Source organism: Vibrio sp. D3, assembly GCF_043995865.1.
Taxonomy (GTDB): Bacteria; Pseudomonadota; Gammaproteobacteria; order Enterobacterales; family Vibrionaceae; genus Vibrio; species Vibrio diabolicus.
In genome coordinates, this window is the sequence record NZ_CP171887.1 from 2,644,626 (window position 1) to 2,671,174 (window position 26,549).

At 45.8% G+C, this 26,549-nt stretch carries 20 protein-coding genes; 2 read left to right on the forward strand and 18 right to left on the reverse strand.

The genetic code is table 11. The annotated features are described in order from the left end of the window. Positions 1-87: 87 nt before the first annotated feature. The 5 genes from ACHFJ9_RS20175 to pncC form a co-directional block, all read right to left on the reverse strand. Entirely contained in the window at positions 88-1,275 is a 1,188-nt protein-coding gene (locus tag ACHFJ9_RS20175) for an aspartate kinase (protein ID WP_005393869.1), read from the reverse strand. A gap of 212 nt (positions 1,276-1,487) precedes the next feature. Next, positions 1,488-4,070, reverse strand: coding sequence for an alanine--tRNA ligase (gene alaS / locus ACHFJ9_RS20180; protein ID WP_109169448.1), 2,583 nt, complete (start codon positions 4,068-4,070; stop codon positions 1,488-1,490). A gap of 142 nt (positions 4,071-4,212) precedes the next feature. After that, positions 4,213-4,680 carry a recombination regulator RecX gene (recX, locus tag ACHFJ9_RS20185; RefSeq protein ID WP_005393871.1) on the reverse strand — a complete coding sequence of 156 codons (468 nt, stop codon included), beginning with the start codon at positions 4,678-4,680 and terminating at the stop codon, positions 4,213-4,215. A gap of 128 nt (positions 4,681-4,808) precedes the next feature. After that, positions 4,809-5,852 (reverse strand): recombinase RecA, encoded by a 1,044-nt coding sequence (gene recA, locus ACHFJ9_RS20190; RefSeq protein ID WP_005393872.1) that lies wholly within the window; start codon positions 5,850-5,852, stop codon positions 4,809-4,811. Between the two features lie 200 nt (positions 5,853-6,052). Next, on the reverse strand, positions 6,053-6,535 hold the full coding sequence (gene pncC / locus ACHFJ9_RS20195; RefSeq protein ID WP_104970950.1) for a nicotinamide-nucleotide amidase: 483 nt from the start codon (positions 6,533-6,535) through the stop codon (positions 6,053-6,055). Positions 6,536-6,619: 84 nt separating this feature from the next. Between pncC and mutS the strand changes: the two genes are divergently transcribed. Then, positions 6,620-9,181, forward strand: a complete 2,562-nt coding sequence (gene mutS / locus ACHFJ9_RS20200; RefSeq protein WP_006743294.1) for a DNA mismatch repair protein MutS — start codon at positions 6,620-6,622, stop codon at positions 9,179-9,181. A gap of 82 nt (positions 9,182-9,263) precedes the next feature. Here the strand turns inward: mutS and rpoS are convergent, their stop codons facing one another. The 13 genes from rpoS to rlmD all read right to left on the reverse strand — a co-directional run bounded on the left by rpoS (position 9,264) and on the right by rlmD (position 23,532). Next, entirely contained in the window at positions 9,264-10,250 is a 987-nt protein-coding gene (gene rpoS, locus ACHFJ9_RS20205; protein WP_005393877.1) for an RNA polymerase sigma factor RpoS, read from the reverse strand. Positions 10,251-10,330: 80 nt separating this feature from the next. Next, positions 10,331-11,254 (reverse strand): peptidoglycan DD-metalloendopeptidase family protein, encoded by a 924-nt coding sequence (locus ACHFJ9_RS20210; protein WP_182020030.1) that lies wholly within the window; start codon positions 11,252-11,254, stop codon positions 10,331-10,333. 13 nt (positions 11,255-11,267) lie between these two features. Beyond that, the gene (locus ACHFJ9_RS20215) at positions 11,268-11,894 is read right to left on the reverse strand and encodes a protein-L-isoaspartate(D-aspartate) O-methyltransferase (RefSeq protein WP_006743296.1); all 627 of its coding nucleotides are present in this window, start codon (positions 11,892-11,894) and stop codon (positions 11,268-11,270) included. After that, positions 11,894-12,670 (reverse strand): 5'/3'-nucleotidase SurE, encoded by a 777-nt coding sequence (gene surE, locus ACHFJ9_RS20220; protein ID WP_005393882.1) that lies wholly within the window; start codon positions 12,668-12,670, stop codon positions 11,894-11,896. The genes ACHFJ9_RS20215 and surE overlap by 1 nt, the downstream gene beginning before the upstream one ends. Then, positions 12,670-13,713 (reverse strand): tRNA pseudouridine(13) synthase TruD, encoded by a 1,044-nt coding sequence (truD, locus tag ACHFJ9_RS20225; RefSeq protein ID WP_104969794.1) that lies wholly within the window; start codon positions 13,711-13,713, stop codon positions 12,670-12,672. The genes surE and truD overlap by 1 nt, the downstream gene beginning before the upstream one ends. Positions 13,714-13,759: 46 nt before the next feature. Further along, positions 13,760-14,236 (reverse strand): 2-C-methyl-D-erythritol 2,4-cyclodiphosphate synthase, encoded by a 477-nt coding sequence (ispF, locus tag ACHFJ9_RS20230; RefSeq protein ID WP_005393886.1) that lies wholly within the window; start codon positions 14,234-14,236, stop codon positions 13,760-13,762. A 17-nt stretch (positions 14,237-14,253) separates the two neighbouring features. Next, entirely contained in the window at positions 14,254-14,958 is a 705-nt protein-coding gene (gene ispD, locus ACHFJ9_RS20235) for a 2-C-methyl-D-erythritol 4-phosphate cytidylyltransferase (protein WP_395356110.1), read from the reverse strand. 1 nt (position 14,959) lies between these two features. Beyond that, on the reverse strand, positions 14,960-15,241 hold the full coding sequence (gene ftsB / locus ACHFJ9_RS20240; RefSeq protein WP_005380907.1) for a cell division protein FtsB: 282 nt from the start codon (positions 15,239-15,241) through the stop codon (positions 14,960-14,962). Between the two features lie 391 nt (positions 15,242-15,632). Further along, the gene (eno, locus tag ACHFJ9_RS20245) at positions 15,633-16,934 is read right to left on the reverse strand and encodes a phosphopyruvate hydratase (RefSeq protein ID WP_005383785.1); all 1,302 of its coding nucleotides are present in this window, start codon (positions 16,932-16,934) and stop codon (positions 15,633-15,635) included. A 78-nt stretch (positions 16,935-17,012) separates the two neighbouring features. Beyond that, positions 17,013-18,653, reverse strand: a complete 1,641-nt coding sequence (locus ACHFJ9_RS20250; protein WP_005393892.1) for a CTP synthase — start codon at positions 18,651-18,653, stop codon at positions 17,013-17,015. A gap of 212 nt (positions 18,654-18,865) precedes the next feature. Continuing rightward, entirely contained in the window at positions 18,866-19,663 is a 798-nt protein-coding gene (gene mazG, locus ACHFJ9_RS20255; RefSeq protein WP_395356113.1) for a nucleoside triphosphate pyrophosphohydrolase, read from the reverse strand. Positions 19,664-19,869: 206 nt separating this feature from the next. Continuing rightward, positions 19,870-22,089 (reverse strand): GTP diphosphokinase, encoded by a 2,220-nt coding sequence (gene relA, locus ACHFJ9_RS20260; RefSeq protein ID WP_005393896.1) that lies wholly within the window; start codon positions 22,087-22,089, stop codon positions 19,870-19,872. A 123-nt stretch (positions 22,090-22,212) separates the two neighbouring features. After that, positions 22,213-23,532 (reverse strand): 23S rRNA (uracil(1939)-C(5))-methyltransferase RlmD, encoded by a 1,320-nt coding sequence (rlmD, locus tag ACHFJ9_RS20265; protein WP_006743312.1) that lies wholly within the window; start codon positions 23,530-23,532, stop codon positions 22,213-22,215. Between the two features lie 192 nt (positions 23,533-23,724). Between rlmD and barA the strand changes: the two genes are divergently transcribed. Then, a complete protein-coding gene (gene barA, locus ACHFJ9_RS20270) occupies positions 23,725-26,523 on the forward strand; it encodes a two-component sensor histidine kinase BarA (RefSeq protein ID WP_395356116.1) in 2,799 nt (932 codons plus the stop codon). Positions 26,524-26,549 lie beyond the last annotated feature (26 nt).

Here is a 26,549-nt window from a genome sequence, read left to right on the forward strand (position 1 = left end):
GCTCCTTGAGTAATCTCTAAATTTTCTTGCTACAAAGCTATTATCCAACAAAAGTTATATTTTCGTAAACTACCTTGTTAGCGAAAATCAGCCTAAAAAGGCATGTTTTTGTTGAATGTTTAATGCTTCACTAGACGTAATGTAAGCATCATGCAGAATGTTTGCTGCTGTATCCACACATTCGGGTGCTAAAACTAGCATCATAGTGAGTGCATTCGTTGCGCTGAAATTGATCTCAATATCTCGCTTTGCCAACAAATCGCATGCGTGCTCTACCATTCCATTGGCCTCAAGCCCCACTGCGGTCAACAGGCTTACCACTTCACTATTACGGATTTTGTCGCTGAACACCAGATCGAACTTGGCACATGCATCTTGTTTTATCATGATACCTGCCCGTTCTGCTTCCTCGATCACATTCCAAATGTCTATACCCAACATCTGACATTGTTTTGTAGCACTAGATAAATGTTCTTTATCGACTTCGATAATGGCAAGGTCACGTTGAATGGCTATACCAGAGACGGCTTGATTGCCTGACTCCCCCTTAACCAAACTGCCTTCATTAACATCAAATGTCGAAAGCACGCGTAGTGGCACATTATTCTTCCATGCAAATTGCACTGAAGGTAAATGTAATACTTTTGCGCCTCGGCTTGCCATCGCTTCCATTGAAGGAAAATCGATAACCGCCAATTTGCGCGCATTTTTCACTACACGTGGGTCACAAGTATAAATACCATCAACGTCAGTAAAGATTTGACACTCGTCAGCGCGCAATGCGCCCGCCAGTGCCACAGCGCTCGTATCTGAGCCACCTCGACCTAATGTGGTGATATCCCCGTTCTCATTCACACCTTGAAAGCCCGCAACAATCACGATTTGGTCTTGCTCAAGCAATCCCATAATTGTCGTGGTATCAATGTGTTTAATCGTTGCGTCATTGTGTTGATTATCCGTCACAATATTCGCCTGTGCTCCGGTAAGCGAGCGCGCAGCATGACCCATTTTATTCAAAGTCATGGCTAACAGTGCCATTGACACTTGCTCACCAGCAGAGAGCAAAACATCAAGTTCTCGAGCTGTAGGTACGCTATCTATCTGTTTAGCGAGATCCATCAGTCTGTTTGTTTCGCCTGACATTGCAGACACGACAACAACAACTTGATTGCCATCATTTTTCGCCTTAATGATGTGTTCAGCGACTTGGTGGATTCTTTCAATTGAACCCACAGAGGTTCCGCCAAACTTTTGCACGATAAGGGGCTTTTTCACCAGTCTTCACCTTCCCAAGACCGAAGTCTCTTTAGAACTGCTTACATCTTAAATATTTCCTTTGAGAAAAATTATATAAGCAGTAGTTACAACAAAAACCAAGCAGCTTAAATGACTCGGTTAACTTTTGGTCAATTAAACCACTTGGTTGCTAAAAAAAATTACGCTCAATCAAAGAAACTTGATTGAGCGTAATTTTATTAGTTAAGAGCTTATAAACGCTCTTCTAGCCAAGGCTGAACTGTTTTGATTGCCTCTGGTAGTGCTGAAACATCAGTACCACCGGCTTGAGCCATGTCTGGACGACCACCGCCCTTACCACCGACTTGCTCTGCAACCATTTTAACCAGATCACCTGCTTTTACTTTACCAGTGAGATCTTTAGTCACACCAGCAATCAAGCCAACCTTGTCACCCGTTACGTTTGCAAGCAGTACAACACCAGAACCCATTTGATTCTTGATGTCATCAACCATGGTACGTAGGTTCTTGCTATCAGCACCTTCAAGGGCCGCAACTAGAACTTTTGTGCCATTTACTTCAACCGCTTTGCCCATGATGTTAGCGCTTTCTGCGGCTGCCATCTTATCTTTTAGCTTCTGCACTTCTTTCTCTAGTGCTTTTGCTTTCTGTGCAGATTCTGCCAGTTTCTCTTCGTACTTCGCGTTTTGAGCTTCAATAGCGTCTAATGCCGCCTCGCCTGTTACCGCTTCAATACGACGAATACCAGCTGCGATACCGCTTTCTGATGTGATTTTGAATAGACCAATATCACCCGTGCTTGATGCGTGAATACCACCACAAAGCTCAGTAGAGAAGTCGCCCATAGACAGCACGCGAACTTCGTCATCGTACTTCTCACCAAACAGTGCCATTGCGCCTTTCTTCTTAGCAGACTCAATATCCATCACGTTGGTTTCAATCGTGTGGTTACGACGGATTTGCGCGTTAACTAGGCGCTCAACTTCTTTCAACTCTGCTGCGGTTACGGCTTCTAGATGCGAGAAGTCGAAACGTAGGTTGTCTGCCTTCACCAATGAGCCTTTCTGCGTTACGTGCTCACCTAAAACTTGGCGTAGTGCTGCGTGTAGCAAGTGCGTTGCTGAGTGGTTTAGAGAGATAGCTGCGCGACGCTCTGCGTCAACGATAGTTGCCACTTCGTCGCCTTTCGCTAGAACGCCTTCTGCCATTACACCGTGGTGTGCAATTGCGTTACCGAGTTTTTGAGTGTCCTCAACGCGGAATACACCAGATTCAGTACGGATTTCACCCGCGTCACCACACTGACCGCCTGACTCTGCGTAGAATGGCGTTTCACCAAGCACGATGATGGCTTTATCGCCTGCAGATAGTGAATCTACTTCGTTGCCTTCAACGAACATCGCTGCGACTGAGCTAGAACCTTTAGTACCTGTGTAACCACAGAACTCTGTTTGCGTATCAACTTTGATTGCTGCGTTATAATCTGTACCGAATTGACCAGCTTCACGCGCACGTTGACGCTGCTCTTCCATCGCTTTTTCGAAACCCTCTTCGTCGATCGCGAACTCACGCTCACGTGCAACGTCGTTAGTGAGGTCTGCTGGGAAGCCGTAAGTATCGTAAAGCTTGAATACCGTTTCGCCGTCTAGCACTTTGCCATCTAGGTTATCTAATGCTTCGTTAAGAATTACCATACCGCGCTCAAGTGTACGACCGAAGTTTTCTTCTTCGATACGCAGTACTTTTTCAACCACTGCTTGTTGACGCTTCAGCTCTTCGCCTGCTGTACCCATTACTTCTGCTAATACGCCAACAAGCTTATAGAAGAATGCACCTTGTGCTCCTAGCTTGTTACCATGACGTACGGCACGACGAATGATACGACGTAGTACGTAACCACGACCTTCGTTTGAAGGCATCACACCATCAACAATCAAGAATGAACATGAACGGATGTGGTCAGCAATAACGCGTAGCGATTGGTTCGATAGATCTTCATAACCAATGACTTCAGCCGCTGCTTTGATAAGAGTTTGGAATACATCGATTTCGTAGTTTGAGTGAACGCCTTGCATGATTGCAGAGATACGCTCGATACCCATACCAGTATCTACCGATGGTTTTGGTAGCGGTTCCATAGTGCCGTCTGCGTGACGGTTGAACTGCATGAATACGTTGTTCCAGATCTCGATGAAACGGTCACCATCTTCTTCAGGCGTGCCAGGACGACCACCCCAGATGTGTTCACCGTGATCGTAGAAGATTTCAGTACATGGACCACAAGGACCAGTGTCGCCCATTTGCCAGAAGTTATCAGACTCGTAAGGCTTGCCACCTTCTTTGTCACCAATGCGCACGATACGATCAGCAGGCACGCCAACTTTTTTGTTCCAGATGTCGAATGCTTCGTCATCGGTTTCGTAAACGGTTACCAATAGACGATCCGCAGGCAGTTTAAGAACTTCGGTTAGGAATTCCCAAGCAAATGAAATCGCATCTTCTTTGAAGTAGTCGCCAAAGCTGAAGTTGCCTAGCATTTCAAAGAATGTGTGGTGACGAGCGGTAAAGCCAACATTTTCCAGGTCGTTGTGTTTACCACCAGCACGTACACAACGCTGAGCCGTAGTCGCTCGAGTATAGGCTCGTTTTTCTAAGCCTAAGAAACAATCTTTAAATTGGTTCATACCTGCGTTTGTGAACAGCAGGGTTGGGTCGTTATGTGGAACTAACGATGAACTTTCTACGATTTGGTGTCCTTTGCTTTCAAAGAACTTGAGGAACGCGTTACGAACCTCGTCAGTGCTCATGTACATGCAGCTCTTCCTGAAAATAGTCGAGTTAGAATTTTGCCGTATTGTAGATCATGCAAACAGCTGAGACTAGTTTTCTTGAGGAAAAGAGGGAGTAGAAGAAAAAATTTGAAGCAAAACAAAAATCAGCGCAATTAGATCAACGCTAATCTTGGTCTTCAAAGGCAAGCGCATAGCTAATTTGGTCGAAACTGTAGCCTCGGTATTGTAGAAAACGGACTTGTTTCGCGTATTCTTTTTGGTCCTTGGCTTTGACACCTTTGAATTTCTTTTCTGCCGCCTGCTTAGCAAGTTCAAACCAGTCTTGCGGTTCTTCAGCCATGGCTTGCTCAATCACCGATTCCGCAACACGTTTCTGGTTTAACTCTTGGCGAATTCGACGCTCTCCATGTCCTTTGTATACATGCTGCCGAATTTGGCTCTTCGCATAACGTAAATCATCTAAATAGTTATGGTCTAAGCAAAAATTAATCGCGATTTCGATGTCTGATGCTTCATAGCCTTTCATCGACAGTTTTTGGTACAGCTCATACTGACCATGATCGCGACGGCTAAGCAGTTGGATAGCCGCCTCTTTGCTCGATAATGTTGGTGTCTGGCGCTTTTGGTACATGGTGATCCTAAAGGTATTTTTGCTGTACAGACTCTCAATGGCCTTTGTGATGATTCGATTTTTGATGTCAATAGATACAACAAAGCCCCGCATTGCAGGGCTTTATCACTTTTTAATCTGTGAAGGGATTAAAACTCTTCAGCTTGCTCAGGCGCCTCGCCTGCTTCAGGAGCTTCCGCAAGGGCTGGCGCTAACAACATTTCACGCAATTTAGTATCGATAGTTTTAGCCACTTCAGGATGCTCACGTAGGTAGTTGCACGCGTTCGCTTTACCTTGACCAATCTTATCGCCTTGGTAGCTGTACCAAGCACCAGCCTTTTCAACCAGCTTGTGCTTCACACCTAGATCTACCAGCTCACCTTCGCGGTTAAAGCCTTGGCCGTACATGATTTGCGTATTGGCTTCTTTAAACGGTGCAGCAATCTTGTTCTTAACTACTTTGATGCGAGTTTCGTTACCAACGACTTCGTCACCTTCTTTGATTGCGCCAGTACGACGAATATCAAGACGAACAGAAGCGTAGAATTTAAGTGCGTTACCACCCGTGGTCGTTTCTGGGTTACCGAACATCACACCAATCTTCATACGGATTTGGTTGATGAAGATACACATACAGTTAGACTGTTTTAGGTTACCTGTTAGCTTACGCATCGCTTGAGAAAGCATACGTGCTTGCAAACCCATGTGGCTGTCGCCCATTTCGCCTTCAATTTCTGCTTTTGGTGTTAGCGCCGCAACTGAGTCAACAACCATTACGTCGATAGCGCCAGAGCGAGCTAGTGCATCACAAATCTCTAGTGCTTGCTCACCAGTGTCTGGCTGAGAAACCAAGAGCGCATCGATATCAACACCAAGTTTCTTCGCGTAGACAGGATCCAGAGCGTGCTCTGCATCGATAAACGCACAAGTTTTACCTTCACGTTGCGCAGCAGCGATAAGCTCAAGCGTTAGTGTTGTTTTACCTGAAGATTCTGGACCGTAGACTTCTACGATACGACCCATTGGCAGACCACCTGCACCCAAAGCGATATCAAGAGAAAGAGAGCCTGTTGAGATGGTTTCTACGTCCATTGCTCGGTTATCACCAAGGCGCATGATAGAGCCTTTACCGAATTGCTTTTCAATTTGACCTAGCGCAGCGGCGAGCGCTTTCTGTTTGTTCTCGTCCATTACTTTCTCCGATTTATTCATCTTCTTTGGGCGACGAATAGTAATTCATTTTTCTTAAGCAGCTAACCTGCTCAGCAATGAAAGTTATTATACTGTTGATTCATACAGTGTCTATACCTGTATAGAAAAAATTTAGTTCACTGCTTCTAAGGATTTGCTCTAGCCCTTATCAATTCTGGGCTAAGACGGTGTAAGAAACTCTAAATTAAATGTTGATGCAATCGAGTCAATGCATGCATCACCGCTTGTTGACGAACTTCCGCCCTGTCACCAGAAAAATGCATGGTCTCAACAAAGAGCCAGTCGTGCTTATCCGCAAAAGCAAAGCAGACGGTTCCAACCGGCTTTTCATCACTGCCTCCTCCCGGCCCAGCAACACCACTGATGGAAACCCCAATAGTGGCATTCGAGTGTTGAAGCGCACCTTGCACCATTTCAATCACAACGGGCTCACTCACGGCACCATGTTCCTCTAAGGTTTCCACTCTCACACCCAGCATTTCCATTTTGGCTTCGTTGCTGTAAGTGACAAAAGCTCTATCTAACCAACCTGAGCTGCCTGCAATATCTGTAATAGCGGTCGCAACACCGCCACCCGTGCACGATTCTGCCGTCGTTAAAACATGACCATACTTTGCCAATAATGCGCCTAAATCTGCGCTCAATTTTGTTGTTTTTTCCATAGCCAAAATGCCCTTTGTCTCTTTTTACTTGATAGGGATTCACGTATCCTAAGCCGCTACGGAAATAAACAAAAGAACTTACCTGTGAAAGCTGAACAAAAACACACTCCGATGATGCAGCAATACCTCAAGCTAAAAGCTGAGAACCCTGAGATTTTGCTGTTCTACCGCATGGGCGATTTCTACGAACTCTTTTACGATGATGCAAAGCGAGCGTCCCAACTGCTTGATATTTCGCTAACTAAGCGCGGTTCGTCAGCTGGAGAGCCTATTCCTATGGCGGGAGTGCCATTTCACGCAGTAGAAGGCTATCTAGCAAAACTTGTTCAGCTTGGTGAATCAGTCGCAATCTGCGAACAAATTGGCGATCCAGCCACCAGCAAAGGTCCGGTAGAACGTAAAGTTGTGCGTATTGTGACACCAGGCACTGTTACTGATGAAGCATTGCTTTCTGAGCGTGTCGATAACTTAATCGCAGCAATTTACCATCACAACGGTAAGTTCGGTTATGCGACGCTGGATGTCACTTCTGGTCGCTTCCAACTGACAGAACCAGAAACCGAAGAAGCGATGACAGCCGAGCTTCAGCGTACCGCACCACGTGAGCTACTATTCCCAGAAGATTTTGAACCTGTACATTTAATGGCGAGCCGCAACGGTAACCGTCGTCGCCCAGTATGGGAGTTTGAGCTTGATACGGCTAAGCAACAACTCAATCAACAGTTTGGTACTAAAGATCTGGTTGGTTTTGGCGTAGAACATGCGTCCTTAGGGTTATGTGCTGCTGGTTGTTTGATCCAGTATGTGAAAGATACACAACGCACTGCTTTGCCTCATATTCGCTCTTTAACGTTTGATCATCAGGACCAATCCGTCATCCTTGATGCCGCTACCCGACGCAACCTGGAAATTACTCAAAATCTAGCAGGTGGAACCGATAACACACTCGCTGCGGTACTCGACCATTGTGCGACGCCGATGGGCAGCCGAATGCTGAAGCGTTGGTTACATCAGCCTATGCGTTGCATTGAAACGTTAAACAATCGTCTTGATGCGATTGGTGAGATTAAAGAACAAGCGCTGTTTGCCGATCTTCAACCAACGTTAAAACAAATTGGTGATATTGAACGTATCTTAGCACGCCTTGCACTGCGCTCTGCTCGCCCTCGCGATATGGCTAGACTTCGCAATGCCATGCAGCAGCTACCAGAGCTAGAATCTGTAACCGCTTCTTTGACCCATCCATATCTAGCAAAACTGGCGCAATACGCAGCTCCGATTGACGAAGTATGTGATCTGTTAGAGCGTGCAATTAAAGAAAATCCGCCAGTTGTTATTCGTGATGGTGGTGTGATCGCTGAAGGCTATAATGCCGAGCTCGATGAATGGCGCAAATTAGCAGACGGTGCAACAGAATACCTTGAGCAGCTTGAGCGAGATGAGCGTGAACGACACGGCATCGATACGCTTAAAGTCGGCTACAACAACGTACATGGCTTCTTTATTCAAGTGAGCCGTGGCCAGAGCCATTTGGTTCCACCGCACTATGTACGTCGCCAAACACTAAAAAATGCCGAACGCTATATCATCCCAGAGCTCAAAGAGCACGAAGACAAAGTACTTAACTCGAAATCGAAAGCGCTGGCACTTGAAAAGCAGCTGTGGGAAGAACTGTTTGATCTATTGATGCCAAATCTGGAGAAGCTGCAGAATTTAGCTTCTGCTCTGTCTCAACTCGATGTACTACAAAACCTAGCAGAGCGTGCAGATTCGTTGGATTACTGCCGACCAACGCTTGTGAAAGACGCTGGCATTCACATTCAAGCGGGTCGTCACCCAGTCGTAGAGCAAGTAACAACAGAACCGTTCATTGCTAACCCAATAGAGCTTAACCCAGCACGTAAAATGTTAATCATCACCGGTCCAAACATGGGTGGTAAATCCACTTACATGCGTCAAACTGCGCTGATTGCATTGATGGCACATATCGGCTCTTATGTACCTGCAGAATCTGCACAAATTGGTTCTTTAGATCGTATATTTACTCGTATTGGAGCGTCAGATGATCTCGCATCTGGTCGTTCTACCTTCATGGTAGAAATGACGGAAACCGCTAATATTCTGCACAATGCAACTAAAAACAGTTTAGTGCTAATGGATGAAATCGGTCGCGGTACCAGTACTTACGATGGCCTATCTTTAGCTTGGGCAAGTGCGGAATGGCTCGCAACACAAATTGGTGCGATGACACTATTTGCAACTCACTACTTCGAATTGACAGAGTTGCCAAACCAACTGCCAAACTTAGCGAACGTTCACTTGGATGCCGTAGAACATGGTGACAGCATTGCCTTTATGCACGCAGTTCAAGAAGGTGCGGCAAGTAAGTCTTACGGCCTAGCTGTTGCGGGCTTAGCCGGCGTACCAAAAACGGTCATCAAAAATGCGCGTAACAAACTATCTCAGCTAGAGCAACTAGGGCAAAACAGTGACGCACCACGTCCAAGTGCAGTAGATGTGGCTAACCAATTGAGTCTAATTCCAGAACCTAGCGAGATCGAACAAGCCTTATCTGGTATTGATCCTGATGATTTGACTCCACGCCAAGCACTTGAAGAGTTGTATCGTTTGAAGAAGATGCTTTAAATCGATTCACTTAAGCGAGCACAAAAGAAAAAAGGCTATGGATAACCATAGCCTTTTGCATATCTACTGAAGTACGGATTATTTAATCATCTTCGACGTTAAATAAGTTTTCCATATTCAAACCTTGCTTGATTAAAACCTCACGAAGACGACGTAAACCTTCTACTTGGATTTGACGTACACGCTCACGTGTCAAACCAATCTCTCGACCAACTTCTTCAAGCGTCGAAGGCTCATAGCCTAGAAGACCAAAACGTCGTGCAAGTACTTCTTTCTGTTTTGGATTCAACTCTTCTAACCAATGAATCAGCGATGATTTGATATCGTCATCTTGAGTCGAGACTTCTGGATCGGAGTTGTTTGCGTCGGGAATAATATCCAACAGCGCTTTTTCACCGTCACCACCGATTGGTGTGTCGACAGAACTGATACGCTCATTGAGACGTAGCATTTTGCTTACATCTTCGACTGGAATATCTAACTGAGCAGCAATTTCTTCTGCGGTAGGTTCGTGATCGAGCTTCTGAGAAAGTTCACGCGCAGTACGCAGATAAATGTTTAGCTCTTTCACGACATGAATAGGTAGACGGATCGTACGAGTTTGGTTCATCAACGCACGTTCGATCGTTTGTCGGATCCACCAGGTCGCATAAGTAGAGAAGCGGAAACCACGCTCTGGATCGAACTTCTCGACCGCACGGATCAAACCAAGGTTACCTTCTTCAATCAGATCGAGTAGTGCTAGGCCGCGATTACTATATCGACGAGAGATCTTGACCACCAAACGTAGGTTACTTTCGATCATACGTTTACGTGCCGCTTCGTCGCCACGCAGAGCTCGTCGAGCATAAAGCACTTCTTCTTCGGCAGTAAGTAGAGGTGAGAAGCCAATTTCACCTAGATACAACTGAGTTGCGTCTAAGCTTTTACTGCTCGCGTCAAATTCTTCACGCGCAGCCGTTTTGCTTTCTGTGGATGATGATTTTTCGAGTTCGTTATCAATGGTCTTCACTGACGCATTGTCAAATGCAAACTCTTCAACTTTGGTTACTGTGTTGCTGATACTCATAACGCCTCCCCCTGGCGAGTTAGCAAGACATGACAACTCAATATGTCGCTAAATGATGTCGCAAGTTGTTTTTCAAAGTTTTAAGGCAAATAGCGTTTTGGATTCACCGATTTACCTTGATAGCGAATTTCAAAGTGTAGCTTGACTGATTTTGCACCTGAACTACCCATGGTGGCGATTTTCTGTCCGCTTTTTACACTTTGTCCTTCTGATACCAGCAGTTTGTCATTATGTGCATAGGCGCTTAAATAATTGTCGTTATGCTTTACTATAATTAAGTTGCCATAACCTCGTAGCGCATTGCCTGAATAAACAACGGTGCCGGCTGCGGTTGAAACGATAGGTTGACCACGCTGTCCTGCGATGTCGATACCTTTATTTCCCTGTTCTCCCGCCGAAAAGCTCTTGATTACTCTCCCTTTTGTTGGCCACAACCACTTAGAAACTTTATCACTCTTCGCCGTAGTAACTGGCGCTTTTTGCTTCACTTTTTGGTTATCTTTTGAACCAACATACTCCTTTGTTTTCGATTGTTCAACCTTCTTTGGAGGCTGTTTTTGTACGACTTTAGGCTTAGTCTCTGTAGGTTTTTGACTAGAGTTTTTACTTGAAGTTTTCGGTTTAGAGGCTGTTGATGTTTTCGTCACTGGGGCTGGTGGCGTCGTAACAACAGGAACCACAACGGGTTCAACTTTTTGGCCATATTTAGGGGCGACATATTTCGGAGCCCAAAGTTTTAGCCTCTGTCCAGGGTAGATGGTGTAAGGCTGAGTTAACTCATTGTAACGGACAAGATCATTTACATCTTTATCTGTGACATAAGCTATGAAGTAAAGTGTATCGCCTTTTTTTACCTCATAATAACTCCCTCTGTAACTTCCTCTTTCAAGGCTTGAATAGTCTTTCTTTAAGCTAGAGACAGGTGCAGGAGAATGCGCTGCACAACCAACTAGTCCTGCAGCAAACACAAAGCTAATACCAATATGACGTAATAACTTACTCACCTATCCCTAACCCTTAAGCTAAATCACCCGCAACCAGAGGTACAAATCGAACCATCTCCACAACAGTAGAGAGATATTCATCTCCCTTACGTTCAATTTTTAGTAACTGTTGCTCCGTATCTCCAACAGGAATCACCATCTTACCGCCATCTTTTAATTGTGCGAGAAGTGCTTGGGGGATCACTTCTGCGGCTGCGGTAACAATGATGGCATCGAAAGGACCACGAGCTTCCCAGCCTTGCCACCCATCAGCATGCTTGGTTGAAACATTGTAGATATCCAATTGTTTCAGACGGCGTTTTGCTTCCCATTGCAACGATTTAATTCGCTCAACGGAGTATACATGGTCAACAATTTGCGCCAGTACTGCGGTTTGATAACCGGAACCCGTTCCGATTTCCAGTACGTGACTCGTTGGCTCTAGTTCGAGTAACTCGGTCATACGAGCAACAATATAAGGTTGAGAAATAGTTTGTCCCTGACCAATCGGTAACGCATTGTTATCGTAGGCTTGGTGCATCATCGCTTGAGAGACAAAGCTTTCTCGTGGTAAGCGTTGGATAGCATCCAGAACTCTTTGGTCTTTGATGCCACTGGAGATAAGAAACGCTATCAACCTGTCAGCATGTGGGTTACTCATTACTTCTCTTCCTTTAACCAACTATCCATTGCACGCAGCGACTCATGAGCAGTGAGATCAACTTGCAGAGGCGTCATTGAAACTCGACCATGTTCAATCGCATAAAAGTCGGTGCCCTCACCCGCATCTTGCTCTTTTCCTGGAGGCCCTAACCAATAAATATCATGACCTCGCGGATCTTTCTGCTTAATCATATTCTCTGCGTGATGACGCGCACCTAAACGCGTGACTTCGATTTCGCCCAGGTTTTCTGCTGGTAAGTCAGGCACGTTTACGTTCAATAACCGATTCGTTGGAATCGGAGACGCTAAATGCTGTTGCACAATTTGACGTGCAATTTTTGCGGCAGATTCGAAATGACGCTTACCCACCAGCGAAAAAGCAACCGACTGAACACCAAGGAAATGCCCTTCCATTGCTGCAGCTACCGTTCCTGAGTAAAGAACGTCATCACCCAAATTTGCACCATGATTGATGCCTGATAAAACAAGATCGGGCAAATCATCTTTCATCAGCTCATTCAGCGCGAAATGTACACAATCTGTAGGCGTTCCTTGCACTGAATAGATATTTGGGGCAATTTCAGTTACGCGCAATGGTTGCTCTAGTGTCAGTGAATTTGAAGCACCTGAACGATTTCGGTCGGGTGCGACAATGGTCACTTCAGCGATATCTCGCAACTCATCAGCAAGTGCATGAATCCCTTGCGCATGTACGCCATCGTCGTTGCTGATTAAGACTCTTAGGGGCTTCGCGTTTAGTGAATCCTGTTCCATTAGTATTCTCTTTCTACTTCAACCTCATTAACTAACTCACGAACGATAGAGGTTGCAAAAGATCCCGCATCCAGTGAGAAAGTCAGCGTAATGTTGTTACCTTCAACCGTCCAAGCTAAATCTTTTGGCTTCAGCGCAATATCGCGACGGTCGTGGCGCATGCGATTACCACGAATCAGCGCCATGAGATCAGGCTCTTCATCTAAGAACGGTTGTTCTAAAGTAAGCGCATCCGCTTGAGTTGGAAGCGCATTATCACCTGCTAGAGCCGCGGTAATTGCCACTTCACCTGCAGCAAATTGTGCTTGTAGATCTGCGATATTGCTTGCATCAACCAACTGAGTGCCAGAACTTGTCTGTGCAATATCACCATCGATGAATTTATCAAACACACCACTTTCTAGACGAGCAGAAACGATACGGTTGAAGATCCACGAACGCGCTGCTGATAAATACATGCTGCGCTTATTTTGATTACGGGTACGAACGTTTTCGCGTCCCCATCGACGTGCTTCTTCAAGGTTGTTGCCATCATTGCCAAAACGCTGACTACCAAAGTAGTTTGGCACACCAACTTGTTTCACTTTTTCAAGGCGTTGCTCTACATCTTCAACGTCAGTCACTTCAGACAAAGTGACAACAAACTCGTTCCCTATTAAGTCTCCAGGACGCAGTTTTTTGTTGTGTCGATCAGTCGCTAAGATCTCAATACTCGGATATTGAGCTAGGAATGCCGAGAAGTCCGGCGTTTCCCCTTTCGGTAAATGGACACTCAGCCATTGTTCCGTCACGGCATGGCGGTCTTTAAGGCCTGCCCAGCTAACGTCTTTCGACTTTACGCCACAAGCTTTCGCCAACTCATTCGCAACAAAACTGGTATTTTCTCCAGTTTTTCGAATGCGCACCATTAGGTGCTCGCCTTCGCCCGTAAAGGCAAAACCTAAATCCTCACGAACCTGAAAATGTTCTGGTTGCGCTTTGATTTTTGCCGATGCAACAGGCTTACCCGTTAGATAAGCCAATGAAGATAAAATATCTGACATGATGTTTTTCCGCTGTTTACACAGCATTAAGGAGCAAGTTGGTTAATTATTGCTTGAACAGAAGCACCACGGCTTCCGTTGCAATGCCTTCTTTGCGTCCAGTAAAACCGAGACGCTCTGTCGTCGTCGCTTTTACGTTAATGTTACTAATATCGGTTTCTAGGTCTTCCGCAATCGCCGCACACATCGCGTCAATATGAGGTGCCATCTTAGGTGCTTGTGCCATGATGGTGACATCGGCATTACCAAGGCGGTAGCCTTGCTCTTTGACACGACGATAAACGTCTTTCAACAATTCGCGGCTATTAGCCCCTTTCCATTTATCGTCGGTATCCGGGAAGTGACGACCAATATCACCCGCAGCAATCGCCCCGAGTAGCGCATCAGTCAAAGCATGAAGTGCAACATCACCATCTGAGTGGGCTACTAAGCCCTGCTCGTAAGGGATAGCAACACCACCGATAATGACCGGGCCTTCACCACCAAATTTATGCACGTCAAAACCGTGACCAATTCGAATCATTTTTTATCCTTTCTTTTTTAGCCGCGCTCACGGCTCAGATAAAACTCGGCTAACGCGAGATCTTCTGGCTGAGTAATTTTTATGTTATTCGCATTACCCTGGACTAAAGCAGGCGTTTCGCCCAACCACTCTAAAGCCGATGCTTCATCCGTGATGGCTATGCCTTGTTCTAATGCGTCAGCCAGTGCTCGAGTCAGTTGTTGAGTTTTAAACATTTGTGGAGTTAATGCATGCCACAATGCTTCTCTCTCTACCGTATGACCGATATCTTGTGCTACGTTTGCTCGCTTCATTGTGTCTCTCACTGGAGATGCGAGGATGCCACCCGTTGGGTGAGCGCAGCAAACATCAATCAAACGGTCAATGTCGGATGTTAATACACATGGCCTTGCAGCGTCGTGGACCAATACCCACTCGCTTTCCAGATGTTCATTGACATAGTTTAGCCCTGAAAGTACGGAATCAGCGCGCTCTTTGCCACCCGCGACTTGAATTACATCGGGATGGTTCGCGATGGTTAACTCAGGAAAATAAGGGTCACCTTCGGTAATGGCGACAACCACTTTCGAAATTCGTGGGTGCGACAGCAACTTTTCTACAGTGTGTTCTAGCACCGCTTTTCCGTCGATCAATAAATATTGCTTAGGGCGGTCAGCCTTCATTCGACTACCGACACCGGCAGCAGGAACAATTGCGACATGCGATGAGTTCACATCCAACATTTTAATGATTTTCCTCACCTATAATGCGGTAGAAAGTCTCGCCATCTTTAACTAAACCAAGCTCATGACGCGCACGTTCTTCAATCGCATCAAGACCTTGCCTTAAGTCATCAATCTCAGCAAACATTTCATTATTGCGAGCTTGTAGCTTGCTGTTCACTTGTTGCTGAACTTCAATTTCATCTTTTACTGTGTAGTAGTCAGACACTCCGTTTTTACCAAACCATAGAGTGTATTGAAGCAAGCCAAACAGTAGCGTAAGGGCTATAACAAAGATTCGCATATCGCTGCTAACATTCTGTACCGGAAGGAATTAGATAAGGTGACATATATAGCATAAATGCGAGGTTGCCTCTAGGGGAGAAAGGGAGACTCACACGCTCCTTACAAGAAATAAGCAGCAAAATGAAACAAAGACATATGAAGCTATTCTTAGCACTCACCAAAGTAAAACCAAGAAATACAAGCCTATAGATACGAAAACACCCCGCAAAATCAGGGTATTTCAAAGCTTCAATCTAAGCGGTTAATCCAATGAAGAACTAAGCTTGAACTTCTTTAAGACCGCTTCTTTGAAACATGGAGGAGCGTGCTCATCGCTCTTAAATAAAAAACGCCCCACCGAAGTGGAGCGTTTCTAGAAAGCTATTTAGCTAAACTTATTCAATTAAGAATTAAGCTTGACCTTTAACTTCTTTAAGACCGTTGAAAGGAGCGCGCTCACCTAGAGCTTCCTCGATACGGATTAGTTGGTTGTACTTAGCAACACGGTCAGAACGGCTCATAGAACCAGTTTTGATTTGACCTGCAGCAGTACCTACCGCTAGATCAGCGATAGTTGCATCTTCAGTTTCGCCAGAACGGTGAGAGATTACTGCTGTGTAACCTGCGTCTTTAGCCATCTTGATTGCAGCTAGAGTCTCAGTTAGAGAACCGATTTGGTTGAACTTGATAAGGATAGAGTTAGCTACGCCTTTCTCGATACCTTCAGCAAGGATCTTAGTGTTAGTAACGAATAGGTCGTCACCTACTAGTTGAAGCTTGTCACCTAGTAGTTCAGTTTGGTGCTTGAAGCCATCCCAGTCAGACTCGTCTAGACCGTCTTCGATAGAAACGATTGGGAATTGGTTAGCTAGCTCAGCTAGGTAGTGGTTGAACTCTTCAGAAGTGAAAGTTTTACCTTCGCCTTTCATGTTGTAGATGCCAGCTTCTTTGTCGAAGAACTCAGATGCTGCACAGTCCATCGCTAGAGTAACGTCTTTACCTAGTTCGTAACCAGCAGCTGCAACAGCTTCTGCGATAACTTCTAGAGCTTCAGCGTTAGATTTAAGGTTAGGAGCGAAACCACCTTCGTCACCAACTGCAGTGCTGTAGCCTTTAGACTTAAGAACTTTAGCTAGGTTGTGGAATACTTCTGCACCGATACGTAGACCTTCTTTAAGAGTCTTAGCACCAACTGGTTGGATCATGAACTCTTGGATGTCAACGTTGTTGTCTGCGTGCTCACCACCGTTGATGATGTTCATCATTGGTAGAGGCATAGAGAACTGACCAGCTGTACCGTTTAGTTCAGCGATGTGCTCGTATAGAGGCATGCCTTTAGCTGCAGCAGCAGCTTTAGCGTTTGCTAGAGAAACAGCTAGGATAGCGTTAGCACCGAATTTAGATTTGTTTTCAGTGCCGTCTAGTTCGATCATTACTGCGTCGATTGCAGCTTGGTCTTTAGCGTCTTTGCCAACTAGAGCTTCAGCGATTGGGCCGTTTACAGCTTCAACTGCTTTAAGAACACCTTTACCTAGGAAACGTGCTTTGTCACCGTCACGTAGCTCAAGAGCTTCGCGAGAACCAGTAGATGCGCCAGATGGAGCTGCCGCCATACCTACGAAACCGCCTTCTAGGTGTACTTCAGCTTCTACAGTTGGGTTACCACGTGAGTCGATGATTTCACGACCTAGAACTTTAACGATCTTAGACATTAATGTTTCCTCTCGTTTCAAATATAAATGTCAATTTTAAAGGGCAGCAGCACAACCTTCGCCGCCGCCCGTATCCTTTTACTTCTCGAATTCGCCGCGTGCGTTTTGGCCCGCAGCTTTAACGAAACCTGCAAACAATGGGTGGCCATCGCGAGGAGTCGATGTGAATTCTGGGTGGAACTGAGCCGCTACAAACCATGGGTGAGCTGGGTTCTCAATCATTTCCACTAACTTCTTGTCCGCTGATAGGCCAGAAACTTTCAGACCTGCTTTTTCGATTTGCGGACGAAGCACATTATTCACTTCGTAACGGTGACGGTGACGTTCATGGATCGTCGCGCTACCGTAAAGTTCACGAGCTTTCGTACCTTTCTCTAGGTGACATAGCTGTGAACCAAGACGCATCGTACCACCTAGGTCAGACTTTTCAGTACGCTCTTCTACGTTACCTGACTCGTCTACCCACTCTGTGATCAAACCTACCACAGGGTACTTAGTCTCTTTGTTAAATTCTGTTGAATGTGCACCTTCCATACCCGCAACGTTACGCGCGTATTCAATTAGTGCAACTTGCATACCCAAACAAATACCTAGGTAAGGCACATTGTTTTCACGTGCATATTGAGCCGCACGGATCTTGCCTTCAATACCACGATCGCCGAAGCCACCTGGAACTAGGATCGCGTCTAAGCCTTCTAGCAGCTCAACGCCTTTTGTTTCGATATCTTGTGAGTCTACATACTTAATTGTGACACTTAGACGGTTTTTCAAGCCAGCGTGTTTAAGCGCTTCGTTCACAGACTTGTATGCATCTGGCAATTCAGTGTATTTACCAACCATACCGATGGTTACTTCACCAGTAGGATTTGCTTCTTCGTAAATAACCTGTTCCCACTCAGAAAGATCAGCTTCAGGAGCTGTGATGCCAAAGCGAGCACACACAAGATCATCTAGACCTTGAGACTTGATCAATTGAGGAATCTTGTAGATAGAATCTACGTCCTTCATTGAAATTACTGCTTTTTCTGGAACATTACAGAATAGTGCGATTTTCTTACGTTCATTCGCTGGAATAACGCGGTCGCTACGGCAAACCAGGATATCTGGCTGAATACCGATAGATAGAAGTTCTTTTACAGAGTGTTGAGTTGGCTTAGTTTTCACTTCGCCCGCTGCCGCTAGGTAAGGAACAAGTGTTAGGTGCATGAACATTGCGCGCTCACGGCCTAGTTCAACGGCTAGCTGACGAATCGCTTCCATAAATGGTAGTGATTCGATATCACCAACGGTACCGCCAACTTCAACGATAGCCACATCATGGCCTTCAGAGCCAGCAATTACACGGTCTTTGATCGCGTTAGTGATGTGAGGGATAACTTGAATAGTTGCGCCTAGGTAGTCACCACGACGTTCTTTACGAAGTACGTCGGCATAAACACGACCTGCAGTGAAGTTGTTACGCTTGGTCATCTTGGTACGGATGAAACGCTCGTAGTGACCAAGGTCAAGGTCAGTCTCTGCGCCATCTTCTGTAACGAACACTTCACCGTGCTGAGTAGGGCTCATTGTGCCCGGGTCAACGTTGATGTAAGGGTCAAGCTTCATCATAGTCACTTTAAGACCACGAGCTTCTAGAATAGCCGCAAGAGATGCTGCTGCAATACCTTTACCTAGAGAGGATACAACCCCGCCAGTAACAAAAATGTAATTTGTCGTCATGTTTAACCTGAAATTGGTTGAATGAGGGAAATGGAGTGCTTCTGGACGGGAGATAAATATACCAGAAGCTCCTTACCGCCACAACGTGAAATCTATCACACCGTAATTTTTTATTTTTTGCTTCAAATCAAAGTGAGCAAAGACAAACCAAAGTCCGTTTTCGTGTTAAGAGGCAAACTGGCCTCATATTGTATATTCCGCTTATTTCCCCCCTATCTCGACTCTTCTCGCTTTACTTCATCCCAGAAATCGTCGAGCTCTGATAAAGAACAATCTGTAAGCGCTTTGCCTGACTGCTGGACCTTTACTTCAACTTGCTTAAAACGTCTCGCAAACTTTAAGTTTGCTTTACCTAGTGCGACTTCTGGATTTTTATCAAGATGGCGTGCCAAATTGACGGTCGCAAATAGCAAATCACCAAGTTCCAACTCCACTTTTTCTTCATCAGGCTGGACTTGTAGCGCTTCTTCCATGACTTCATCAATTTCTTCTCGCACCTTATCGACGACCGGGCCAAGAGATTCCCAGTCAAATCCATATTTCGCACATTTTTTCTGTATCTTTGTAGCACGAGAAAGTGCTGGCAAAGAGTTTGGTATTGAGTCTAGGATACTTTCTTCCGCTTTGCCCACCTGCGCTTTTTCTTTTGCTTTTTCGGCTTCCCAGTTGGCGTTGATTTCCTCGCCCGATTCAAACTCAACATCTGAAAAAACATGCGGATGACGGCGAGTCAATTTTTCATTCACGGTTTCGACGACATCCGAAAAGTCAAACAACCCTTGCTCTTTCGCTAATTGGCTATAAAAAATCACCTGAAACAACAAATCACCCAACTCTTCTTGCAAGTTCGGCCAATCACGGTTTTGAATCGCATCCACCACTTCGTAGGTTTCTTCGATTGTATGCGGAACGATGGTGTCAAAGGTTTGTTTTAAGTCCCAAGGGCAACCGTTTTCTGGGTCACGCAACTTCGCCATAATTTGTTCTAACTGTTCAATTGGATGACTCATTTTTTGTTCCTTTAAACCTTTCTACTAAAGAAAAAGGTGAGCAGCCAAAACCACTCACCTTAAGTTATTTCATTGGTCGGTTTTTACTAAACAGTTGGCTCTTTTAGCAAGGCAGCAAACTTATGAGACTCCTGAGCATGGTTCACCATGTGATGGAGCGAATAAGTGCAGCTAACGCAGATAAAAAGCCAAATGTGACGCAAAAATTAGCCGAGGCGTTTCACCGTCATCACATCCTTAATCTGCTCAACACGCTTCGAAACACGAGAAAGCACCTCAATATTGGTGACTTCTAGGTCAAAGTCCATGATGGCAAGTTGACGTCTGTAATCGACTCGGTTCTTCATACTGGTCACTTTGATCTTTTCGTTGGCGAACAGTGTCGTAATGTCTTTGAGTAGACCACCTCGCTCCATCGCTTCAACACGGACGGTGAGGATGTATGACCCGACGAAGCCGCTGCCCCAGACAGTATCGATGATACGCTCTGGCGCGTGATGGCGCAGTTCTTCTAGCTGTTCACAGTCACTACGGTGTACTGAAATCCCGCGACCTTGCGTGATGTAACCACAGATATCATCACCTGGAATCGGCTGACAGCAACGCGCTAGGTGCGTCATTAGATTATCGACACCTTCTACAACGACGGCGTCTTTTTTCGGTCGGCTTTGCGCTGGTGATTTGTGCTCTGCTTCTTGCAGTTTTTCCAGTGCTTGCTGGTCTTCTTCTTCTGCTGTTGGCTTGTTAACGAGCGCATTAATATGGTTAATGATTTGGTTGATACGCAAATCACCGCTACCAACACCAACGTAAAGCTCATCTGGTGTTTTGACGTTAAACCGTTTGAGAGCGTAATGCTCAGCATCTTTTAACGTTGCGCCAATTTTTGCTAACTCATGTTCAAGAATTTCACGACCCGCTTCGAGGTTCTTCTCACGGCTTTGCTTTCGGAACCAGGCGTTAATTTTGGCACGCGCGCGGCCAGAATGAACGAAGCCTAATGATGGGTTTAACCAGTCTCGCGATGGGTTAGGCTCTTTCTGAGTGATAATCTCAACCTGATCCCCCATATGTAGTTTATGAGTAAACGGTACTATGCGGCCTCCGACTTTGGCGCCAATACAACGGTGTCCCACTTCGGAGTGAATATGGTAGGCAAAATCTAGCGGCGTTGCCCCCATAGGTAAATCGACAACATCGCCACGAGGCGTAAACGCATAGACGCGGTCATCAAAGACTTGGCTACGTAGCTCATCAAGCATTTCGCCAGAATCTGACATTTCTTCTTGCCAATCCAGTAGCTTACGCAGCCACGTGATCTTCTCATCATAACCGCTTCGGCTGCTTGCCCCTTCTTTATATTTCCAGTGCGCTGCAACACCCAGCTCCGACTCTTCATGCATTTGCTTGGTACGAATCTGGATCTCGATGGTTTTGCCTTCTGGCCCTAGAATTACGGTGTGGATCGATTGATAACCGTTTGGTTTAGGGTTAGCAACGTAGTCATCAAACTCGCTCGGTAGGTGCTTGTATTTGGTGTGAACTACACCCAAAGCCGCGTAACAGTCTTGCAGTTTGTCTGCGATGATACGTACTGCTCGAACATCAAACAGCTCATCGAATGCCAAACTCTTCTTCTGCATTTTTCGCCAAATGCTGTAGATGTGCTTAGGTCGACCACTCACTTCGGCGTTAATACCTGACACTTCCATCTCGTGCGTGAGGTCTTCAACAAAGTCTTTGATGTACTGTTCACGAACGATGCGTCGCTCAGAAAGCTGCTTGGCAATTTGTTTGTAAGTTTCCGGCTGTTGGTAGCGGAAAGCGTAATCTTCAATTTCCCATTTCAGCTGACCGATGCCTAATCGGTTTGCTAGCGGCGCATAGATGTTGGCACACTCTTTTGCCGCCGCACGTCGAACTTCATCAGGCGCTTTTTTAACTTCAATAAGGTTACAAATTCGCTCCGCAAGCTTGATAACCACGCAGCGGAAGTCATCCACCATGGCAAGCAGCATGCGGCGTACGTTATCTACCTGAGATGACGCCGCACTGCCTTCCATGTTGACATTGAGTTGGCCAATAGCCGCCATCTCTTCAACGCCATCAATTAATTTTATGATTTCTTTGCTGTATTTCTCTTCCAGAATTTCTCTGTTAAAAGCACCACTTGAAACCAAAGGAAACAGTTGTGCAGCCACTAAGGTGGCCTGATCCATAGACAAGGTGATCAAAATTTCGATCATTTCTCGTCCACGCCACAACAACAGTTCCGCTTGCTCGTTATCGGCTAATACCGTCTGGCAATCTCGATATACTTCGATTAAGCGTGAGGCTGTGTTTTTCTCTTGTCCCAGGCTAGCCACCCAGTTTTCGAGTTCAAACTGTTCATCTTGGTTTAAATGCGCGCTTCTTACCGCAACCATCTCATCATCCTAATTATTATATTCGTGTGGTTTGACTAACACCGTCCAGGTTAGTTCTTTTACCTGCGCGTAAACGCTGGCTTTATGACCACCCACCACAAATAAGGGGCCAAAGTCCTAAAGTTAGGACTTTTCAAACAATGCCATCGATTCTAGATGACTGGTATGAGGGAACATGTCCAGCATACCTAATTTAGTTAATTTATAGCCTTGCTCCATCAAGCTTTGGCTGTCCCTAGCAAGGGTAGCAGGATTACAAGAAACATAAACTACACGCTGTGCGCCAAGCTCAGAAACTTGATCGATGATCCCACTTGCCCCCGCGCGTGCTGGGTCTAACAGCACTTTATCAAACCGTTCTGCCGCCCAGACCTGCCCTTCAAAATCTTGCTCAAGGTTAGCGTGATAAAATTGCGCATTATTGATTTGGTTCAAGGATGCATTATTTGTAGCTTTTTCGACCATCTCTGCAACACCCTCGACCCCAACTACGTGCTTAGCTAACTTCGCAATCGGTAAACTGAAGTTGCCTACGCCGCAGAACAAATCTAACACTCGGTCACTCTTTTGCGGGTCTAACCACTCAACCGCTTGCTTGACCATTTTTTTGTTTACGGCTTGGTTCACTTGAATGAAATTGTTTGGCGCAAAAGGAATTTTCACGCCAACCTCTTGATAAAAAGGCATATCACCTTCAACAAGGTTTAGCTGATCTGTTGCTGGCATTAAGTACAGCGATGCATGATGACGTTTTGCCAGCTCCGTTAGAGCGTTAGTTTCAACCGTTGTCAGAGCACTCAAGTGACGCAACGTAATACACGGCCCATTATCACCAAGTACCAGCTCTACATGGCCCAATTGTTCCGGCTTTTTAAACGCTTTTAGTGCTGAATAAATCTCTGGAAGCAGAACGTTCAGTTCCGGCGCCAACACTGGGCAGTCGGTCACTTGCGCGATTTGCTTACTCTGCTTTTTACGGAAACCAAAATGTAGCTGACGTGTTTTTTTATCGACAAATAAGCTCACTCGCGCACGACGACGATAGGCCAGTGAATCCCCTAATAATGGCGCATCAAGCTCGATATCATTGCCTGAAAATTTTCGCATCAGCTGACGCAGTGTTTGCTGTTTGTACGTCAATTGTTGGTCATAATCTAGATGTTGCAAATCACAGCCGCCACACTCGTGGTAATGCGGACAAAATGGCTCCACGCGAGTGTCACTCGGCTTGAGAATCTTAATCAGTTTACCGCGAGCAAATTTACTTTTTTCTTCCACTAATTGTGTGACGACTTCTTCTCCCGGCAATGCGCCATCAATAAACAGCGGTTTTTTCTTTAGGTAAGCAATACCTGCGCCGTGGTGATCTAAACGCTCCACTTGCACCGCTTGATGACGAGTATTGAGTTGGGTTTTCTTTTTCGGTTGAAAGATGCGTGCCATGCTCTATGCCTGATTTATGTCTAATTGCTCTTCGGCTTCACTATTCTTGATTGCAGCCGTTGTGTGATTCGAGTGACTTGATTATGCTTACCGTTTATTAGGTGACGTCACTTCTTTGCTCAACGCCTTATCGTGCGCTTGAGAAATAATGCGTTATTTTCCCATATCCAGACTCCGATGTAATTAGATAACATGACCAGATATGGCTTACGAGCACGTGTAATTACACTGACTCTCGCTCCCACTCTCATCATTGGTTTATTACTGAGCGGTTTTTTCTCATTTAATCGCTACCAAGACCTTGAGAAACAAGTTATCACCACTGGTAACAGCATCATTGAGCCGTTAGCAATTGCCAGTGAAACTCATCTACTATCAGAAAGCCGAGAGGCGGTACGTCGCTTGATAAGCTACGCCCATCGCAAAAACTCTAAACTGGTTCGTAGTATCGCGGTGTTTGATGAACATCATGAGCTCTTCGTGACATCTAACTTTCACCCTAATTTCGAAGCCTTGATGTTCCCCAAAGATAAACCGATCCCGCAACTGGGCAATTCGGAAATCTACGAAAACTCACTGATATTGCGCGTACCTATTTTGTCAGAGGGTCACTATTTAGCGGAGTTGTCGAACGAAAGCCAAGGAACCAAAGCAATTGGTTATATTGCCGTTGAGTTAGATCTCTCCTCTTTAAGGCTGCAACAGTATCAAGAAGTTTTCTCTGCTTTTTTAGTTCTTATACTTGGTCTTGGCTTGGCAAGTGTGTTTGCTTCACGTCTGATGCACGATGTTACCCAGCCTATCACCCACATGAAGAATGTCGTTGACCGCATTCGCCGTGGTCACCTAGACGTGCGTATCGAAGGTAAAATGCATGGTGAGTTAGACCAACTGAAAAACGGTATTAACGCCATGGCGGTATCGCTATCGGAATATCACGTGGAGATGCAGCACAGTATAGACCAAGCCACATCAGACTTGCGTGAAACGCTTGAGCAGCTAGAGATTCAGAACGTTGAGTTAGATATCGCGAAGAAACGTGCGCAAGAAGCGGCCAGGGTTAAATCTGAGTTCTTGGCGAACATGTCGCACGAACTGCGTACTCCGCTCAATGGGGTTATTGGCTTTACTCGTCAAATGCTTAAAACGCAGCTTTCTAACAGCCAAACTGATTACCTACAGACGATTGAGAAGTCGGCGAACAATCTACTGAACATCATCAATGACATTCTCGACTTCTCGAAACTTGAGGCGGGTAAGCTGGCGCTGGAAAACATTCCGTTTGATTTCCGAGAAAGTTTAGAAGAAGTGATTAACCTACAAGCCACAAGTGCACATGAGAAAGGGTTAGAAATCACCCTAAAAGTGGACCCTAAAATTCCACCGGGTTTAGTTGGGGACCCACTACGTATCCAGCAAATTTTGACGAACTTAGTCGGTAACTCCATCAAGTTTACCGAGCGAGGCAACATTGATGTTAGCGTTGAAATGCGCTCTCAATCTGGGGACTCCGTCGAACTGCAATTCATGGTGCGTGATACCGGCATTGGTATTTCTGAACGTCAGCAAGCGCAATTATTCCAAGCATTTAGCCAAGCGGATGCCAGCATTTCACGTCGCTACGGTGGCACTGGGTTAGGTTTGGTTATCACGCAGAAATTGGTAAGCCAGATGGGTGGCGAGATCAGCTTAACCAGCCGCCTACACCAAGGTTCGACGTTCTGGTTTACGGTGCGCTTGCACTCAACAGAGATGCCAATGAGCGAACTGATTGAAGTGGAGCTTCTAACGGGCAAACAGTTGCTGTTGATTGAACCAAACATGCAAGCCGCATCCGTAACCCAACAGATTCTAAGTCAAGAAGGTATCTTAGTAACCTACCGCTCTTCGCTACCGAAAAACGAAGAACAATATGACTATGTATTACTGAATTTAGCGGCGAATCAAACGCATGATGCAGACGTCATTACACCTTGGATAGAACAAGCGAAACGCATGGCTCCGAGTGTGATCCTAGGGACGCCGAGTACCGAACTGGCACTTGCCGACCAAATTATGACAGAGCATCACGTCCAATGCCTGACGAAGCCGTTGTCTCGCCGTAAACTGCTACAAAGCCTGATTAGCGAACATATCGAATCACCACCAACATTGAGTGCTCCAATTACGCCAAGCGAAGGGGAGCGTTTACCTCTGACGGTGTTAGCGGTGGATGATAACCCAGCGAACTTGAAGCTGATTTCCGCTCTGCTTCGCGAACGAGTAGAAACCGTCACCGCCTGTAGCAATGGCCAGCAAGCGGTGAACCTGGCGACGGAGAAAAAGTACGACTTAATCTTCATGGATATCCAAATGCCACAAATGGATGGTGTGACCGCTTGTCAGCACATTAAAGAGTTGGAGTTAAATAAAGACACGCCAGTGATTGCGGTAACGGCGCATGCCATGGCGGGTGAAAGAGATCGCTTGCTCTCGGCAGGAATGGATGACTACTTGACCAAACCTATTGAAGAGCATGTGCTACAACAGGTTTTGGTTCACTGGAACCCAAATGCTTGTACAGAGAGCATTGGCAAAGTCGCCCCTTCATACGTTGATGAGCCTGAAGGGAGCGCGCCACAATCCGTTTCTTCGCCTCAACAGGATGTGATTATTGATTGGCAAGCTGCCTTAAAACAGAGCGCGAATAAAGAGGATCTCGCCAAAGACATGCTGCGCATGTTGATTGAGTTCATCCCTGAAGTAGAAGCAGTCGTTGACCAAGCTCTGGAGCAAGAAGATATCTCCCGTGATGACCTAATTCATGTCATCCATAAGCTGCACGGCAGTAGCTCATATTGCGGAGTGCCTAGGCTGAAATCACTCTGTGCGACGCTTGAGCAAGCACTGCGCTCAGGGATCAGTCTTGAGGAGGTTGAGCCTGAAATGTTCGAGCTGCAAGATGAAATGATTAAAGTCACAACGACTGCAAAATTATACCTTGAACAGTAATCTGCTCGAGAGACAAGAAAGCCAGA

Coding starts and splice junctions, on each gene's coding strand:
- alaS (WP_109169448.1), bottom strand. CDS start 4,070: ATGTACATGAGCACTGACGAGGTTCGTAACGCGTTCCTCAAGTTCTTT.
- recX (WP_005393871.1), bottom strand. CDS start 4,680: ATGTACCAAAAGCGCCAGACACCAACATTATCGAGCAAAGAGGCGGCT.
- recA (WP_005393872.1), bottom strand. CDS start 5,852: ATGGACGAGAACAAACAGAAAGCGCTCGCCGCTGCGCTAGGTCAAATT.
- pncC (WP_104970950.1), bottom strand. CDS start 6,535: ATGGAAAAAACAACAAAATTGAGCGCAGATTTAGGCGCATTATTGGCA.
- rpoS (WP_005393877.1), bottom strand. CDS start 10,250: ATGAGTATCAGCAACACAGTAACCAAAGTTGAAGAGTTTGCATTTGAC.
- ACHFJ9_RS20215 (WP_006743296.1), bottom strand. CDS start 11,894: ATGAGTAACCCACATGCTGACAGGTTGATAGCGTTTCTTATCTCCAGT.
- surE (WP_005393882.1), bottom strand. CDS start 12,670: ATGGAACAGGATTCACTAAACGCGAAGCCCCTAAGAGTCTTAATCAGC.
- truD (WP_104969794.1), bottom strand. CDS start 13,713: ATGTCAGATATTTTATCTTCATTGGCTTATCTAACGGGTAAGCCTGTT.
- ispF (WP_005393886.1), bottom strand. CDS start 14,236: ATGATTCGAATTGGTCACGGTTTTGACGTGCATAAATTTGGTGGTGAA.
- ispD (WP_395356110.1), bottom strand. CDS start 14,958: ATGTTGGATGTGAACTCATCGCATGTCGCAATTGTTCCTGCTGCCGGT.
- ftsB (WP_005380907.1), bottom strand. CDS start 15,241: ATGCGAATCTTTGTTATAGCCCTTACGCTACTGTTTGGCTTGCTTCAA.
- eno (WP_005383785.1), bottom strand. CDS start 16,934: ATGTCTAAGATCGTTAAAGTTCTAGGTCGTGAAATCATCGACTCACGT.
- ACHFJ9_RS20250 (WP_005393892.1), bottom strand. CDS start 18,653: ATGACGACAAATTACATTTTTGTTACTGGCGGGGTTGTATCCTCTCTA.
- mazG (WP_395356113.1), bottom strand. CDS start 19,663: ATGAGTCATCCAATTGAACAGTTAGAACAAATTATGGCGAAGTTGCGT.
- relA (WP_005393896.1), bottom strand. CDS start 22,089: ATGGTTGCGGTAAGAAGCGCGCATTTAAACCAAGATGAACAGTTTGAA.
- rlmD (WP_006743312.1), bottom strand. CDS start 23,532: ATGGCACGCATCTTTCAACCGAAAAAGAAAACCCAACTCAATACTCGT.
- barA (WP_395356116.1), top strand. CDS start 23,725: ATGACCAGATATGGCTTACGAGCACGTGTAATTACACTGACTCTCGCT.